At 63.5% G+C, this 15,206-nt stretch carries 21 protein-coding genes; 7 read left to right on the top strand and 14 right to left on the bottom strand.

Translation table 11 applies throughout. From position 1 onward, the window contains the following. Nucleotides 1-225 precede the first annotated feature (225 nt). The 3 genes from P6U28_RS39970 to P6U28_RS39980 all read right to left on the bottom strand — a co-directional run bounded on the left by P6U28_RS39970 (nt 226) and on the right by P6U28_RS39980 (nt 1,416). Nucleotides 226-522 (bottom strand): type II toxin-antitoxin system RelE/ParE family toxin, encoded by a 297-nt coding sequence (locus P6U28_RS39970; protein WP_407123459.1) that lies wholly within the window; start codon nt 520-522, stop codon nt 226-228. Beyond that, nucleotides 519-827, bottom strand: a complete 309-nt coding sequence (locus P6U28_RS39975; protein WP_375865716.1) for a type II toxin-antitoxin system RelB/DinJ family antitoxin — start codon at nt 825-827, stop codon at nt 519-521. The genes P6U28_RS39970 and P6U28_RS39975 overlap by 4 nt, the downstream gene beginning before the upstream one ends. Before the next feature lie 310 nt (nt 828-1,137). Further along, nucleotides 1,138-1,416 (bottom strand): DNA -binding domain-containing protein, encoded by a 279-nt coding sequence (locus P6U28_RS39980; protein ID WP_407123505.1) that lies wholly within the window; start codon nt 1,414-1,416, stop codon nt 1,138-1,140. Nucleotides 1,417-1,947: 531 nt separating this feature from the next. Between P6U28_RS39980 and P6U28_RS39985 the strand changes: the two genes are divergently transcribed. The 4 genes from P6U28_RS39985 to P6U28_RS40000 all read left to right on the top strand — a co-directional run bounded on the left by P6U28_RS39985 (nt 1,948) and on the right by P6U28_RS40000 (nt 3,914). Next, complete coding sequence (locus P6U28_RS39985) at nt 1,948-2,595, top strand: PAS domain-containing protein (protein WP_407123460.1); 648 nt, start codon at nt 1,948-1,950, stop codon at nt 2,593-2,595. Nucleotides 2,596-2,601: 6 nt separating this feature from the next. Next, entirely contained in the window at nt 2,602-3,165 is a 564-nt protein-coding gene (locus P6U28_RS39990) for a GAF domain-containing protein (RefSeq protein WP_407123461.1), read from the top strand. 240 nt (nt 3,166-3,405) lie between these two features. Next, complete coding sequence (locus P6U28_RS39995; protein WP_375865712.1) at nt 3,406-3,606, top strand: hypothetical protein; 201 nt, start codon at nt 3,406-3,408, stop codon at nt 3,604-3,606. Between the two features lie 146 nt (nt 3,607-3,752). Next, complete coding sequence (locus P6U28_RS40000; protein ID WP_407123462.1) at nt 3,753-3,914, top strand: hypothetical protein; 162 nt, start codon at nt 3,753-3,755, stop codon at nt 3,912-3,914. A gap of 20 nt (nt 3,915-3,934) precedes the next feature. Here the strand turns inward: P6U28_RS40000 and P6U28_RS40005 are convergent, their stop codons facing one another. Beyond that, nucleotides 3,935-4,183 carry a hypothetical protein gene (locus P6U28_RS40005; RefSeq protein WP_407123463.1) on the bottom strand — a complete coding sequence of 83 codons (249 nt, stop codon included), beginning with the start codon at nt 4,181-4,183 and terminating at the stop codon, nt 3,935-3,937. A 252-nt stretch (nt 4,184-4,435) separates the two neighbouring features. Between P6U28_RS40005 and P6U28_RS40010 the strand changes: the two genes are divergently transcribed. After that, nucleotides 4,436-5,359: a Ku protein gene (locus tag P6U28_RS40010; protein ID WP_407123464.1), complete on the top strand. Its 924-nt coding sequence runs from the start codon at nt 4,436-4,438 to the stop codon at nt 5,357-5,359. Nucleotides 5,360-5,389: 30 nt separating this feature from the next. Here the strand turns inward: P6U28_RS40010 and P6U28_RS40015 are convergent, their stop codons facing one another. After that, nucleotides 5,390-5,746: a response regulator gene (locus P6U28_RS40015; protein WP_407123465.1), complete on the bottom strand. Its 357-nt coding sequence runs from the start codon at nt 5,744-5,746 to the stop codon at nt 5,390-5,392. A 962-nt stretch (nt 5,747-6,708) separates the two neighbouring features. Here P6U28_RS40015 and P6U28_RS40020 point away from each other — a divergent pair. Then, nucleotides 6,709-7,098 carry a response regulator gene (locus P6U28_RS40020; RefSeq protein ID WP_407123507.1) on the top strand — a complete coding sequence of 130 codons (390 nt, stop codon included), beginning with the start codon at nt 6,709-6,711 and terminating at the stop codon, nt 7,096-7,098. Nucleotides 7,099-7,357: 259 nt separating this feature from the next. Continuing rightward, nucleotides 7,358-7,510, top strand: a complete 153-nt coding sequence (locus P6U28_RS40025) for a hypothetical protein (protein ID WP_407123466.1) — start codon at nt 7,358-7,360, stop codon at nt 7,508-7,510. On the opposite strand, the gene P6U28_RS40030 is transcribed toward P6U28_RS40025, so the two are convergent. From P6U28_RS40030 to P6U28_RS40070, 9 genes are all read right to left on the bottom strand, one after another. Then, nucleotides 7,507-7,773, bottom strand: coding sequence for a hypothetical protein (locus P6U28_RS40030; protein WP_407123467.1), 267 nt, complete (start codon nt 7,771-7,773; stop codon nt 7,507-7,509). The two genes, P6U28_RS40025 and P6U28_RS40030, sit on opposite strands and share 4 nt — an antisense overlap. A 140-nt stretch (nt 7,774-7,913) precedes the next feature. Then, complete coding sequence (locus tag P6U28_RS40035) at nt 7,914-8,093, bottom strand: hypothetical protein (RefSeq protein WP_407123468.1); 180 nt, start codon at nt 8,091-8,093, stop codon at nt 7,914-7,916. 232 nt (nt 8,094-8,325) lie between these two features. After that, nucleotides 8,326-8,643 carry a DUF736 domain-containing protein gene (locus P6U28_RS40040; RefSeq protein ID WP_061880546.1) on the bottom strand — a complete coding sequence of 106 codons (318 nt, stop codon included), beginning with the start codon at nt 8,641-8,643 and terminating at the stop codon, nt 8,326-8,328. A 657-nt stretch (nt 8,644-9,300) separates the two neighbouring features. Continuing rightward, nucleotides 9,301-10,227 (bottom strand): ArdC family protein, encoded by a 927-nt coding sequence (locus tag P6U28_RS40045; protein ID WP_407123469.1) that lies wholly within the window; start codon nt 10,225-10,227, stop codon nt 9,301-9,303. A gap of 339 nt (nt 10,228-10,566) precedes the next feature. Then, a complete protein-coding gene (locus tag P6U28_RS40050) occupies nt 10,567-11,154 on the bottom strand; it encodes a hypothetical protein (protein ID WP_407123470.1) in 588 nt (195 codons plus the stop codon). A 396-nt stretch (nt 11,155-11,550) separates the two neighbouring features. Then, nucleotides 11,551-11,964, bottom strand: a complete 414-nt coding sequence (locus P6U28_RS40055; protein WP_407123471.1) for a hypothetical protein — start codon at nt 11,962-11,964, stop codon at nt 11,551-11,553. Continuing rightward, the gene (locus tag P6U28_RS40060) at nt 11,961-12,851 is read right to left on the bottom strand and encodes a DUF7007 domain-containing protein (RefSeq protein ID WP_407123472.1); all 891 of its coding nucleotides are present in this window, start codon (nt 12,849-12,851) and stop codon (nt 11,961-11,963) included. Before P6U28_RS40060 ends, P6U28_RS40055 begins: the two co-directional genes overlap by 4 nt. Beyond that, nucleotides 12,848-13,324, bottom strand: coding sequence for a hypothetical protein (locus P6U28_RS40065; protein ID WP_407123473.1), 477 nt, complete (start codon nt 13,322-13,324; stop codon nt 12,848-12,850). The genes P6U28_RS40060 and P6U28_RS40065 overlap by 4 nt, the downstream gene beginning before the upstream one ends. 94 nt (nt 13,325-13,418) lie before the next feature. Then, a complete protein-coding gene (locus P6U28_RS40070; protein ID WP_407123474.1) occupies nt 13,419-15,104 on the bottom strand; it encodes a ParB/RepB/Spo0J family partition protein in 1,686 nt (561 codons plus the stop codon). Nucleotides 15,105-15,206: the final 102 nt, after the last annotated feature.

Here is a 15,206-nt window from a genome sequence, read left to right on the forward strand (position 1 = left end):
AAGTGCCGCGCGGTTGAAATACAGCGCGGCGGCCGTTGTCAGCGACCGAGGGTGTACGAAAACTCCGGTCACGCTCGAGTCGCTGACCAAGGCTTTTATTCGTCCGGCTGCACGCGAGACGAAGGCTTGAAGATTTAGTTTGATCGTACTTATCGTAGCCAACCTACGATATAGGCAATAAATCGAAACTTGCCCGCCCAGCTGGTCGCACGATACAGAGCTGCCTCAATCGTCGTTGGTAAGTTCGTCGGGCCACATCTGCGCGCCATGGAGCACGCGCAAGATGCGAACGGTATCGCCGTCGACCAGGTACGCCGCGAGATAAGATGTACGCGGAATGACCAACTCGCGCGTCCCAGCGACACGCCCCGGCCGACCGCTATCCGGAAAGTCGAGCAGACGCCGCGCGGCATTGGCAATCTGTTCGTCGACATGAACCGCGGCACGAGGATTCTCGGCCTCGATGTAGCTGAAAATACCGTCGCGATCGGACAACGCGAAGCGCGACCAGACTAGTTTCACCGTTCCTGCTCCGGTGCCTTTCGAAGCGCAGCGGCACGACGTTGAGCGAAATGCGTTTCCACCTCGGAATCATCGATATCGGGCCGGGTGTCGGCCAGCGCCTGGCGCACCTTCTCACGAAACCAGGTATCGTAAGCTTGGCTGTTGCTCACGAGCTCCAGCGGAAGCATTCCTTCATTGGCCGTGCGCGTCAGCAGGATCCGCACGGCGTCGGATACCGTGAGACCCATATTTTCCAGAACGGCAGTGGCCTTTTCCTTCACGTCCGCATCGATGCGGGTTTGGACCAAGGCATTCGAAGCCATAGCGACCTCCATATTCGTAGCTAGATGTAATACATTTGAATGACATGCACCAGAGACTATCACGGCTCCGTGAGCCGAGGCTTTGACAGCGGGCAGGGGCCAGGACGGCCTACAGCTCATCTGCACCTCGGTGGCATAGATCGGAGCCGGCCCCAAACCTCGTCGCCGAGCTCGGCTTGCGCGAGGCGACGGGAGAGGTGACGGTGCCGTGAGGGCTCCGCACTCAACGCGCTGTCGCCCTGCGGGGCTCGCCGGCTTACGCGGCCGCGGCGAGTCCGAGGCGGGGAGTGAGGCATCCTTTAGGGCGCAGTCAGTGCGGTTCTCCGCCATGAAGCAGGTGGCGATAGCCGTGCTCGGCCATCCAGCGAGCACGCGCCAGATGGGTTTCCCAGGCGCGGCGCGCCCGGTCAGGCTCACGGTGAGGATCAATGTGCAGCACGATCCGCGATACGTCTTTCCAGTCAGCGCCGTCCGCGGCAGCGTGGAGCAGACGGAGATAAGTGATCAGGTGCTGCTCATCATAGCCGGTCGCGATCGGCGTGGTCGGCGCGTCATCGGCGACATCAGGATCGAGAAGCAGCTTCTGCATCATGTATTCGCCCGAAGGTTTGCCTGCGGAGACTAGGAGCGTTCATGTCGTCGTGAATAGACCCGAATTGCGCACCACGTGGTGCTTGATCGGCGTCACCGATCACAGTGCTGGCCGAACGCGATGGTGCCGACCTCGGTGAATGGGCGCACGACATTGCACGGAGCTCGGAGGGCTAGTCTCGCCCTGATGACGCGCTCACCTCGGCCGTTGTGGGGTGATCCCAGTGAAGTATCGGTCCAACGCTCCCAAGCCTTGGGAGCAAGACGGCAGCAACCACCTGTCGTCGGAATAAGCGGGCTGGCCTGCCGAACCACGAGCCAGTGCGCGGGATGCCCCGTTCCACGTCGCCCCATATCGCCAAGCAGCGCGCTTTTAGCCTCGCAAACAACGCAATTGCCGGAACTCTGCGTCCACGCAGCGGAACCTGGGCCGCGGAATCTGCGGTAAAACTACGGGTGTCACGTTCGATGGTCGTGGAAACCAGATCGCGCTAAACTTCGTGATGGGGGATTTTGTCACGGGTCGAACATGACGACGATGCAACCGAACTTCCGATCACCCAAAGCCCTGATGGCCGGAGCACGAGATGCCTGGCGTCGGCTGTTCGAGCATTCTCCGATCCCGATACTTCTGCTCACGCCGGACCTGAAGATCGTTGATGCCAACGACAGCTATCTTCGAGGCGTCTTCCGCTCACGGAATACGCTTGCCGGTTTGGACATGTTCGAGGCATTTCCCGACAACCCGCATCTCGCACGCGCAGACGGGGTGAGCAACCTGGCTGCCTCGTTCAGGAAGGTGCTTCGCGAAAAACGCGGACAGGTGATGCCCCTGCAGCGGTATGATATCCAGCCTGACGGACGACCTTGGCAGGTGCGTTATTGGCATCCCAAAAACTGGCCAGTCCTTGATGACGCCGGGTCAATCGTTGCGGTGGCCCATCATGTGACCGACGCGACCGCGTCTGTTCTGGCAAGGAAGGCTGTAAGAGCCGGCCCGGCTCCTTGTCCGTCGGACGCTCTGTTGCAATCCGCAGACCAGGCAATTTTCGAAGCGCGGGAGGCGGTCAGGGAAACGCGAGAGGCAATTTTGACGTCCCGCGCCCTGATCGAGGACAGTTTGCCTTTCTGCGCATCACAAAACAGTGGCGGTCGCAGTAGCGGCAGCACCGAGTAGCAGGCGATGCTAGCGTACTCCAAGGAAAGTGCCGAAGCTCGAAGCGTACTCAATTTCGCGCTTGCCGAAGCTCTGCGCCTCAGCGAGGCAGAGCTTGGTAACGTTCAACTGATGGATTGGGATGCGGGATGCCTGGAAATCGCATCTCAACACGGTTTCGGCGATGAGTTTTTGACCTTTTTCAAGAAGGTCACAATTGGTGGCGGGTCGGCATGTGCCCGCGCATTACGAGGTCGGGAGCCGATCATCATCGAGGATGTGATGTCGGACTTTGCATTTACGTCTTGCCGGACGATCGCGTGCAGCGCCGGTTTTCGTGCGGTTCAATCCACGCCGATGGTTTCGAGCAGCGGGGCCTTCATCGGAATCCTGTCGACCCACTTTCCGTCGCCGCACAAGCCGAGTGATGCGACAATGGCAGTCCTGAGAGCGTTGGCAGGGTCAACCGCGAACGCCATTGTCCGCAGCCGGTCTAAGATGAATGACGTCAAGACGACGATTGAGCGAAGTGTTGAGAGACTGGAAGAGTCTTATCGGCTTCTGAGGTTGACGGGTCACTCGACAAGGTAAGGCATCCCACGCCAACTTCGCGGGGCCGTCACTGATTGTCGAGGATGCGCACTAGTTCCAGGTCCAACTATATGCCGGGGATTGCTTTGCGAAGCGGGTGCGAAGCGCCCGTAGCGCTTGGCCTAGACAGTGAGGTCACGACGGGCGTGGAAATTTTTGCGGTGCATCTTAACCTTCGTGAATCCGAGAGCGCGCGGTGCCGGTTATCCTCTGCCTCCACCGACTGAGGGGCAATGTCCGATGTTCGACGCCCAAACTACCGCGCTGCTGCGCGCGGTCCTCGACGATGTCTGTCAAACCGTATCACGCTACGAAACGAGCACCCGGACGCACGTCGCCGCAAAGATCCTCGAAGCGGCCAGGCAGGGTGAAGCGACACCCGATAGTTTGATGCAGGTCGGCCGCAAGGCGCTCAGCGACGCCCCCACGATGTGGCGGTGAGGGGTTTGATCGCCGAGCTTCGCAAGAGAGCCTCCAGCCTGTCGCCATGATGGGGAGAGAGCCGCCGGTTGCTGACGTCAGGAATGGCAAATTCGTCGTGGGCGCACCACCTCGACAATAGGCGTCCAACGGGACGGGGAGGTGTAATGTCGACAATCGCAAAGCTGCTTGCGCGGAAGCAGGCGCTCATGGAGCGGCTGGAGAGCGATCCCGGACCGAACGAGCGCGAGGAAATCGAACGGCTGCTCGCCAAGGTCGAGACCGCGCTCAGCTTGCTTCAACCGGGAGATGCCGCCGCGCCGAGTTAGGGGTGATATCGGCCCTCCGTTCAAAGCGCGCTTAGATCGTCCGGCACCTCGCCGAACTTCCGGATCAGCTTGGCGTCGCTGAAGTCGCCGCTCGACGGGTCTCCCGTCCGAGAAAAAGCGATGGCGCCGACGTGTCCGGGCTTGCGGGCCAGCACTTCGGCCTTCATCACCGCGGAGTTCGGGTTGAAGCATTCCACGGCTTCCCCTGCTGCGAGGCCGTCGTCGGCGAGGACGAACGGCAGCGCGACGTAGTAGGTCACCTCACTCATGTCTCTCATCCTTGCCGATGGCCCGATCGGCGGCGAGATCAAGATCATCCTCGGCGGGTGCTGCAGGTTCGAGGGCTGCGGGCGCGCCACATGTTCTTTGTTTGTTCCTAAGGAGTCAATGGGGTCGTCGGCAGACTCCGTTGGCGCCCGCGGGTCGCGCGTGAAATCTCCGCCCCGGAAGCGTCCGCGTGTCGGAACCCGGTCGCCTCGTTCGTCTTGAATCAGGCCCGCCCCAACGGAGTTCTGCGTACCATGGCCCCGCGCGCCAACTGGAAAGGCTTCCTCAGACTGTCCCTGGTCACCTGTCCGGTGGCGCTCTATCCGGCGACGTCCGAGTCCGAGAAGATCTCCTTCAACCAGCTGAATAGGGCAACCGGCCATCGCATCAAATACCTGAAGGTGGACGCCGACACCGGCGACGAGGTGCCCAACGAGGACATCGTCAAGGGCTACCAGCTCGAAAAGGACCAGTTCATCGAGGTGACGAAGGACGAGCTCGAGGAGATCGCGCTGGAGTCCACGCGCACGATCGAGATCGACGAGTTCGTCGACAGGTCCGACATCGATCCGCGCTACCTGATCCGCCCCTACTACCTGCGTCCGGACGGCAAGGTCGGGCACGACGCCTTCGCGGTGATCCGCGAGACCATCCGGGAGATGGACAAGGTCGCGATCGGCCGAGTCGTGCTGACCAACCGCGAGCACATCATCGCGCTCGAGCCGCTGGACAAGGGCCTCGTCGGCACGCTGCTGCGCTATCCCTACGAAGTGCGCAGCGAGCAGGAGTATTTCGACGAGATCCAGAACGTCAAAGTCACGAAAGACATGCTCGATCTCGCCAAGCATATCGTCAATCAGAAGGCCGGCTCATTCGACCCCGAGAAGTTCGAGGATCACTATGAGACCGCGCTGATCGACCTCATCAACCAGAAGCGCTCCGGCAAGCCCATCGTGCCGAAGGAGCGGCCCGCATCGACCAACGTCGTCGACCTGATGGAGGCGCTGCGCCGATCGGTCGGCAAGGAGGCGGCGCCGGCGAAGGCGAGCAAGCCAGCCAAGAAGCCGCGCAAGGCATCCAGCGGTCAGAAGGAGATGCTGATGCCGCTCGAGGGCAAGAAGCCCAAGGAAGCCGCCGCCAAGAAACCGGCAGCGCGGCAGCACCGGAAGTCCGCGTGATCCAGCGTCCGCCACGCCAGATCTTGCGCTTCAGTAGGTGGCCTCGCGCAGCAGCGCTGTCGGATAGAAGGGCTTCGAGAAGAACGTGACGCCCTCGGGGAGCGCCGATGCGGGAGGTTGGCCGGAAATAACCACGACGCGCATCTGGGAATCGCCCGAACGCGCGACGCGGGCGAGCTCCAGGCCGTCGACCTTGCCGGCCAGGTTGACGTCGGTGACGAGCATAGATGGATGGCGCATCTTGAGGGCCAACAGCGCGGTTTCGGCATCCTCGCATTGGATCACGTCGAAACCGCTTTCCTCGAGAAGCAGAGCGATCATCTCGCGTTGAATTTCGTCGTCTTCGACCACCAGCGCGGTGGCGCGGAAAGGCTGCGACTGACCCATGCTGACCTCCCGGGTTTTAACTTAGGTTAAGTCCGGTGGGGTTGCCGGGTTCGGCCGGGCGCCCGAAAATGTGGAGCGGTTCCGACCCGGAACTCGGATGCAGCCGGAACGCATGCCCAGAAAGCTGAAGACCTACCAAACCTCGCTGGGCTTCTACGATCCCGCGGATCGCGGCGCCCTCAATGAATGCGGCGTTGGAAGCGTGGGGCGCCGGCAACTCCCGAAGGACTGAAGGCACCGGTCCACCATCGACGAGAGTTCTTGAGGCGCTTTGCGCGCTGGATGGGGGACCCCGACGCCCGTCCGGCGGCAAGCGGATGCGGCTCCGGTCGACCGAAGGATGCGCTGCGGCCTGAAAGGAGTACATCGAGGGCACCGCCCACGTCTTGATTTTTCGATCCGGGATCCCTTGTATTTTTCTTACGGACGCTATTGCGCACGGAGTAGCGCCCCATGCCCAACAGAGCACCTCACGATCCCCCGATGTTGCGGATCTACACGGCCACGCAAGAGGATGCCGAAACGCTGGCACGAGCCCGCGAAACCCTGAGGCGATCGATGCAAATCCTTCGCGAAAGTCGAAATACGACGAATCGCTCGGAGTATCGAAGGCAGTCGCCTGCTTTTGACGGGGATCGCGAATCCTGGGAAGCGACCGCGGTTTTAAGTTGAAAGGTCCGATCGATCTGCCGATAGTTCGTTCATCACTGGCCAAGATCCGGCCCTAGGCGCCAGTGGCTGAGAGACGACGCGCGCTCCCGCCTGGTGTAAGGGGACAGCGATGGCTCGGCTCAGCACTCAAACACAGGTACTGCTCGATCGCGTCGACAAGGCAATTGCGGTATCGGAACTTCTTCTGTCGGAAAGAGCGCGTCTGCGATCAGCCAGCCAAAGAATGGCTGCGGTAAGCGATCGCGAGACGATCGGTCTCGGCCCCTCATCGACTACGGCGAGCTGGCGTGATGAGTAGAGCCTGTCGCGTCCTGATCGTCGAGGACGAGTATTTTCTTGCGACTGATCTGGAAGAAGCGCTCCGATCGGAAGGCGCGGAGATCGTCGGTCCGATCTGCGAGTTCTCGCAAGCTCTCGCTCAGGTTAACCAAGACGGTTTCGACGCGGCGGTGATCGACATCAACCTGCGCGGTCAATCGGCTTATCCGATCGCCGACAAGCTCATCGAGCAGCGAATTCCGTTCGTTTTCGCCACAGGCTATAACCGAGAGGTTCTTCCTGATCGGTATTGGGAAGTGAAACGATTTGAAAAGCCCTATGACGCGTCCGCAATCGCAAACCATATCGTGCGATTGTATTGCCAGCGGCAAAGTACATCAGGCAAACAAGCACACCGGTAATCGCGAACCGTCAGCAGCAGCCCGCCGTTGAGCACTTCTGGAGGCGACTCGGTTCGCTGCCCGCGCTCAGACGCTGAGAGCGTCATTTAACCTACGTTGTTGCCGAGAGCCGCGGACACTTGCAGCATTTCGGGCAACCTGGTCAGCCGCCCTGGCCCGGGCCATGCAAGGGCACCAGTTGGGACCTTTGCGCCGCTCAAAACGTGCTCTGGTGAAAAAGAGACGGCGGTTCAAACAGACGACATCACTGCAGACCCGCTTGAACCAGGAAGCCGTTAGGCTGAAGCGGAAGGCGCGCGGCATGCGGCCGGGGAAGGAGCGCAGCATCCTCATTGGCAAGGCGCGGCAGATGGAGGAAGCGGCGCAGATCGCGGACTTCCTTGCTGTGCAGCAGACGAGCGCTGGGGGCTAAGCCCGCTCCGGAGCGCACTCCGGGCAGGTGTCGCCGATCGAATTTAGGACATCGTCCATCTCGGCGGCGGCTTCGCCCGGAGAGATGCCCGGCGGCGGGTCTCGGCGGGCGATGTCGAACGCTCGCTCGCGCGCGTGCGGGTCGGCGCGGTCCTGCATCCAGCCGTGCGCCTCGCATTCTCGGATGGCGCCGGTCTCTTGCAGCACGTCAATCGCCCAGCCGCGCAGCGTGCGGACCCGCGGTCTTTCCTTCGTCATCAGCATCGAGATCGCTCCCGTCGGCGGGCGAATCTTTCAGCCGCCCGCGTCGTTCCAAGCGGTTAGCACAAGGCAGGGATTCGCAATCGGCAGGACTCGCGCTTGTCCACCTGTTCCGTCCTGCCGTTGACCCGACGCGAACGCGCCTAGCCGTCCGCTTCGCGCGGTGCCGGGGGCGCGCGCGGCGCCTGCGGGGGCGCGAGCTCTTCGGCGCGCTCGATGATCTGCTGCCGTAGCCGCGGGTCGTCGATCCGAAAGAAGGCGCGCAACAGCCTCAATGCCTGGACATCCAAGAAGCCGGCCGATCTGAATACCCCGTCGTCCACCACTCACCCGCGCGCTTTGCCCCTTCGGCATAGTAATTCGGTCGCAGGCGGAAAAGGCGGCACGGCGATCAATTTGTTCGTGCGCGACATGTCGCGGCTGTCGGTGGATCGCTATCTTGTGCTTTGCCATCGCGCCCGAATGGGTCGCTACTGGGCGTACCGCATGTGGATCAGCCTCCGGGCGCCTACGGGCGAAGGCCCCGCCTCGCGGCGGGGCCAGCTGCGCGGCGTCTCAGTCGCGACTCGGGCGAGACCAGATGAGCGAGAAGCCTTCCTCGCCTTCGACCTCGACCAGCGTCGCGTAGATCGGGGCCGGGAAGCTCGGGTCGTCCAGCTTGACCGAGTGGTACTCGCGGCCCGTGTCCTGGGACTTCTTCTTCCACATGGCGCCGAACTCGATGTTTGCGCCCGCGAAGATGCGGTAGTCCGGGGCCTTGTCCGAAGTGCGTTCGGCCGGAACGATCTTGGTCTTGACGGTGCCCAGGGCGAGGGTCTTGACGGTGCCGACGAAGCCGTTGCCGTTGACGGTGAAGTTGCCGATGGTAGCCATGTTCGCGTCCTCTTTCGTTCTCGGGCCGCGACCATCGCGACCTCGATGGCTGTCGTTGACCGGAGGCGATCGGGCCGCACCCGAAGGGCCGCCACGCAGTAGAGGGCGGCCAGGGCGAGGCTTTCTTATCTCGCGAGGAATGGGCGCGCAGCGACCAGGGGAAGAAAGCCGAGAACGGCCGTTGCGGTCTTTTGATCGAGGCGGAGCGCAGCGACGACGGCCTTCGGTTAGACATGCCAAATCGAGGACGCATTGGGCGCGACAGGCCGAACGATGAGGATACGACTGAGCGACACGCAAGCCACACCGCACGACGACGGGCGCATTGGTGAAAGACACTCGCGCGCGCCGCGTAAGCTTTCGTCCAGTCCGGCGGACGCGGTAACAACCACGGACTGTCGCATCGTGGATGACATCGCCCTTCTGCGGCTTCGGAAAGACGCTGGCCCTGAAGCAGACGAGCATCTCGGAAGCCAGAAGAATCCGCCAGGCGCATCTCGCCTACGTCTCAGGATGGGGGGGAAGCACCGCCTCTCCAGTCACCAGCACACGCATGACGATGCACATAAGAAAGGCCCCGCCGTGAGGCGAGGCCTTCGTCATTTTCTAGAAAGGTGAACGATGAACGCAAGCAGCCGAGGCGCGGATCGTTGCGCCTCATGCCGCTTGGGCAATCTCGGCGGGCTTGGGTTGAAGATCGTGCAGATAGGTGACTGCCCGCTGAGCGTGGGCGGCCGCGGAGAAGATGAAGCGCTTCTCGTTTGACAGCACCTCCAACCACGACGCAAGATAACTTGCGTGATCGGCGCGCGGCTCGAGTTCGGGCACGATACCGAGATCCGCACTGAGGAAACAGGCGCCAAGTTCGGCGACCAACTCTTCTCGGGCGCGCTCGCTCCGATCTTTGGTGTAGCGGCTGAGATCGCGATTGACGCGATGCGCCGGCGCAGTCCAATGCACGCATTCGTGCGCGAGCGTGGCGGCGTAGCTCTCCGCGTCACGGAAGCTCTCGAATGGTGGCATCTGGATCAGATCGAGCGCCGGCGCGAAAAATGCCTTGTCGCCGCCATGTCGGATGGTTGCGCCCGTATTGGCGAAGAATCCGTCCACATGCGCAATGCGCTGCCCCGGCGCGATGCTTGGCGCCGGGCGCCCGTAATAGTGATCCGGCAAGTCGTCGATCTGATCGACGCAAAACACCGTATAGGCGCGCAGGAACGGAACGGTCCGTTCGACGTCGTCGCCATGCTCATCCGTCTCGGTCTTGGTGAACCTGTTGGCATAGACCACCATCGTTCCGCTCTCACCCTTGCGAACGTGACCGCCGAGTTCGAGCGACTGCTTGAAGGTCATCCAGATCGGTGATGTGAAGCCGCGCGCGACGGCCTCCGACCACAGCAGCACGACGTTGATGCCCTGATAGGGCATGCCGTTGTGGCGCAGCGGCCGCGTGATGCGTCCACCGGCGTTGGCCGCATTCCATGGCTTGACCCACGGACGTACGCCGCGCTCCAGGTCCGCGACGATGCGATCGGTGATCCGCGCATAGATGTCGGGGCGGGGTTTCGTTTCCTTACCTGTCATGATTCCAGTCTCCATTGAAGACCGCGCCCGTCGCGGCCCGTCACGGCGGTCCGCTGCGAAGGCCTGCGGGATCGCGCATCCGGTGGCGCTGGTGGTCTGAGTGACGACAGAGACGCCGGACCGGAACGTCAGTGGAGGACGGCAAAGCCGTTGCGCTGCGCGCGGGCCGCAGCATCGACCGAACGCCGCTACGGGCCGCGAGGGGCAGTCCACCCCGGTGATTTCTCTTTGCTCGTTTGCGCCGTCGCGCCCTGCGACATGAAAAAAGGTCGGCCCGCAGGGGCCGGCCGGCATTGAATGGTGAAAGAGAATGGCGGGGCCGAAGCCCCGCCGGCGGCATCAGTCGAACGCCGACATCTGTGCCTTGGCCGCCTTCCGGCCGACGGTGTCGGTCGTGTTGTCGACAGCACGCTCGAAAGGCTTCCAGGTCTCGCCGACGACTTTTTCGTAGGCGGCGACGGCGCCTTCAGCGGCCATGCGAAGCGCGTGAGACTGGACGCCCATGTCGGCGGCGAACTCACGCTTGCGTTGTGCCTGGCTATCGAAGCCGACCGGACCATCGAGGTCCTCATCGCGGCCGTCGTTGGCGAGCTTAGCGGTCGCATCTCGCGCTTCGGTGACAGCGCGGGTGTAGAACTGGCCGGCGCCATGCGCGGAGCCGACATAAGCGCCGACGATCCGTTGAAGGTGAATCTGCATTGCGCGTTCACTCAGGCCGTCTTTGAGCGCGTCGGCGGTTTCGATGATGAGCCGCTCATGCAGATCGCGGATGCCGTCGCTGTCCAGGATCGCAAGCCCGAAGCTTTCGGAGATGCGCTGTGCCTGCGCCGCGTCGGGGCAGGCGAGCCGGACCATTTCGAGAGTGGTGCCCTTGCGAAGCGGGATGACACGGGCGCTGGCGCGAGAGGAACGAGCAGGTTTGGTCATGGTGAATTCCTTGTCTGGTTTCGCCGTCGGTTCGATCCGGCCCCTGCCGGACCTCCCTTCGGGTGCGCTCGCCCAGCGCCGCCGGGATGAGGGCCGCTTCAAGGTCCGGGGACCGCCAGGCGAGCGAGGCCCGGTTGCGGACAAGCGGGGCTCAGCTTGCTGGAGCCCTGCGCCGGACGCGGCCGGGCCTGCCGAGAACGGAGGTCTCCGGTCGCTTGCGACTTGGCCTTGAAGCGGACCGCCGGGGGCGCAGACCGCAGCAAACCCGAGGGGAGAGCCGACAGGGTCCGGGCCGGGTTGGCGAAACCTTGGAAAGGTTCGAGCCAGCAGATCGCCAGTTTCGCGCCGTGCTCGAGATGTTCGCCTGAGCGAGCCGCAAGGTCGGCTTCGGCCCCACTAGGCCGCAGCGTCATGGCGCTTGCCCGGACGACAGTTCGCCGGACTGCGACCTTCATCCATGCGACGTGCACCCTCCGGGTCGTCACGAGCGGGTCGAGACTCCGGCGCGCATCGGGCTCGCAGCGTCTCGATCGCGACGTCCTGCCGGGCGAGCTTGCGCGACAGCGCGTCGATCTCCGGCTGGCGCTCTGCGGTGATCGCCGCAAGATTCGAACGATAGCGTTCGAGGAAAGCGCTCGGATCAGACGGCTTGCCGCGACGGTATCCGGAGCGCTTGCGGCCAAGCTGCGGGATCAGCGTGGTCATGCGGCGGATGATCTGCCGGTCGATCATGTCGAGCTGGCGCTGCGTCTGGCGACGCGCCTCCTCCATGCGCGAAAGCTGGGCAAGGCGTTCTGAGGAAGCCTTCATGGCGACGTCCTTCCCTGCCAACCGATGAAGCTCGATGGTCCGGAATAAACCGGGTGGCGGGTCTCATCGACGACAAAGCCGAAGCGGCCAATCCCGTACTCGTCGGACGGGACGAGAAAACGTCGCTCCTCGGTGCCCGCGCCGCGTCTGCCGCCCGGCGTGGCGACGACTTCGACAAAGCCCGGCTGCTGATCCGACGTGATCGCCGAGACCACGATCCAGTTGTTGGCGTGCTCCTTCTCGAAGGCGCGCCGATCCTTCTCACGGGATTCGCCGGGTCGTAGCACGATCCCGAAAATCGCCTCCCAAGCATCGGGCCAGCTATCCTTGATCGTACGCTCGGCGCAGCGCCGCTCGTAGCCGGTGAACAGATGCGGGAAGGTGATCGCCACGATCGCCCAGGCCTCATCTTCCTCGTACCAGCCGTCCGGCGCGCGCAGTACAGGATTGACCTTGCGGTTGGGCTCGGCCGAGAGATGGAAGCCGCCGTGGCCCGCAGTCGAATGGCAGATGACGCCTTCCGCATAGATGGTTGCACCCTGTGACGGACCCCATGGCGTGTTCGCATTGGAGCCGGTGTCGCGATGGCCGAGCGCACGCTTCTCGCGCTGATGCTCGGCGTTTTCCACGACCTTTGTCCGGAAGGCCGCCTCCTCGGCGAGCCCGCCGGAATGACCGTAGAAGTCAGAGCGCTTCCATTCGGCCATCGGCCGGTTGATACGCCAGCCGGTCGCGAGATAATGTCGGGCGTCGCGTCCCGGCAACATGGCGAAGGCCGTGTCGCCGACGCGAGCGACGAGATGGCCGTCGCCGCTGCGGCCGAACTCGACCTCGGGAAATCCAGAATTCGAGTCCGTCACTGTGGTGAGGGGTGAGGGCGTAGTCATGCGGCCGTCCTCCCCCCCGTGACGTCGGCTGCCGGCGCGCCGGCGGTCACCTCTTCGAGAACCGCATCCGGATAGCCGTGGCTCTGCAGCCAACATTCGGCGTCGGCGCGGCAGCTCGCGAGACAGACGAGTTCGGCGTCCTCGCCGGGTCGGTTGAGCACGCGGACCGCACCGACCCTCGGGCGTTCGGTCACGACGAACCTCAGGTCGCTCTCGACCGAGAAGGTCCGGTGGACGCGAAGCACCACAACACCGCCGCCGCCATAGTCGCCGGCGTGCAGTGTGATGGTGGCGCGGATGAGGGTGTTGCCGACGCGGCGTTCTGCCTGCTTGCGGATCAGCCGGCCGCCGCTGTTGCGGTGTTCCCAGGCGGCGAGCTTCTTGCGGTGCCGTTCCGGTGGCCGCAGCGTGCCGTCGGAAAACCGGATGATCGCGCCGAGCGGAGCGAGGTCGTAAATTAGCTGGGCGGACATGGACGTCCTCCTGTTCATGAGTGGTAGAAACGAAGCCGCCGCCCGCTGGGCCGGCGGCGGGGCGTCATCATTCGAATTATCGATGGCGGGCGGGCTATTCAGCCGCCTCACGGAACGCCTCGTCGGCTAAGGCTTCGCCGCTGTCCGCGTCGCCAGCAGCCGGGTCCTCGACCTGGTCGTCGGCCCCATCGGCGGCGGTGACGGCGTTCTTCGCCAGCCAGGCCAACAAGTTGACCTTATCCGGAGCGAACAGCGCTGCCGGATGGACGAAGCGGCCTTCCTTGAAGTGCTCGACCAAAGCGGCGCGGGTGTCCTTCACCTTTTGGCGCGGGAGAACCGAAGCGTCCTTGCACGAGCCTTCGAGCGCGGTGCGCGACAGGCACGACAGGAAGTCGTCGGTGCCCATGTTCGGCAGGAAGCTGTCCGCGCCGACCACCTCGCCGGCGACGCGCGCAACGATGCCGCTGTCGGTGCAGTTTTCCCGGCACGAGAGAACCTCAATGAGGATCGAGCGCGCCGCAACGCGCAGTGTGTCCATGTCGAGGACGAGCTTGCCATCCTTATCGAATAGCGTCGCGGAATGGCGCGCAATCCGGCGGTTGCCGTAATAGGTGCCGCTGCTACCGGAATCGACCGAGACGTTCTGACCGGCGAAGGCGAGGATCAACAGCGCCATCAGCGCGTCATCCTCGACGGGCGCGCGCGCCAGCGCCTCGTGGAGGGCGTCCGTCCGGAGGTCGCCTATGATCTCGACGCCCTTGCGCGTCACTTCAGGATGCGGCTTCGAGACCGCTGTGCTCTCATCGGCAGCATCCGCGCCGGCCGCCGTGCCCTTGTCCTTCGACTTCTTCGCCGCAGGCATGCGGTAATGCACGCTCGAGACCCGCCCGTCCCGGTCGAGATACATCGCCGTACAATCCGACTTCGACGGCTTGCCGTAGACGCGCTCCGCCTTTGGCGGCAGCTTGACCTCACCCCAGTTCGTCGTCTCGGCGATGATGCCCTTCTTCGGCAAGTTGTTCGTCATCCACTCCTGCTGCGCGCCGAGGAATGCCTCGACATCTGTGGTGTAGCGGCTGTCCTCGTCTGCTGGTGCGAACAGGTCCTCGACCCACTGAATGCCGTAGGCCTGGGCGAGGTCGTCACCGAAGCTGGCGTGACGAGCGTACATGCGGGCCTTGGTCAGGGCCTGCGCGACGCTTCCCCACGACACCTGCGGATCCGCCTTGGAGGGCTTGTGCTTCTTCCAAACCTCCTTCTGCTCATCGAGCGAGGCCGAGGCGATGGTACGAAGCTGACGTTCGTCTGGCATGTCGCCCCTGGCCATGTGATCGAGCATGATCGGCAGCACGTTCGCGAGCAGGCGGAGCTTCCTGATCTGCCGGACGGGCAGGGTCAATGCGACGCCGATTGCCTCTTCGGTCCACCCGAGCGCGACGAGGCGTTCGATCGCGCGCCACTGGTCGACGGGATTGAGCGCCTCGCGCGCGATGTTCTCGATCATCGAGCGCATGGCGCCGTTGTCGTTCGCCGCCTCGTCGACGAGGACGTCGATCTCCTCGAGGCCGGCGGCGATCGCCTGCTTGACGCGGCGATGACCGGCATTGATGACATAGCCGTTGCCGCCGCCGGTCTCGGGCGTGATGACGGGCGGCTGGACGATGCCGACGGCCTTGATTGTCGCAAGCAGCAGGGCGTCGGCCTGCGGCGTCGACTTCGTCTGGCGCATGCGGTCGGGATTTTCGTTCAGCGCACGCGGATCAATCTTGATGAGATGCATGGAATTTCTCCTGTTCGGGTTCGCGGACCCCGCCTTGCGGTCCTTCCTCGTCTTCTTCCCGAAGACACCCCCCGGCCCCGCGGAGCGGTCGGGCCTGCACAA

This window comes from Bradyrhizobium sp. STM 3561 (genome assembly GCF_045571455.1).
Taxonomy (GTDB): Bacteria; Pseudomonadota; Alphaproteobacteria; order Rhizobiales; family Xanthobacteraceae; genus Bradyrhizobium; species Bradyrhizobium vignae.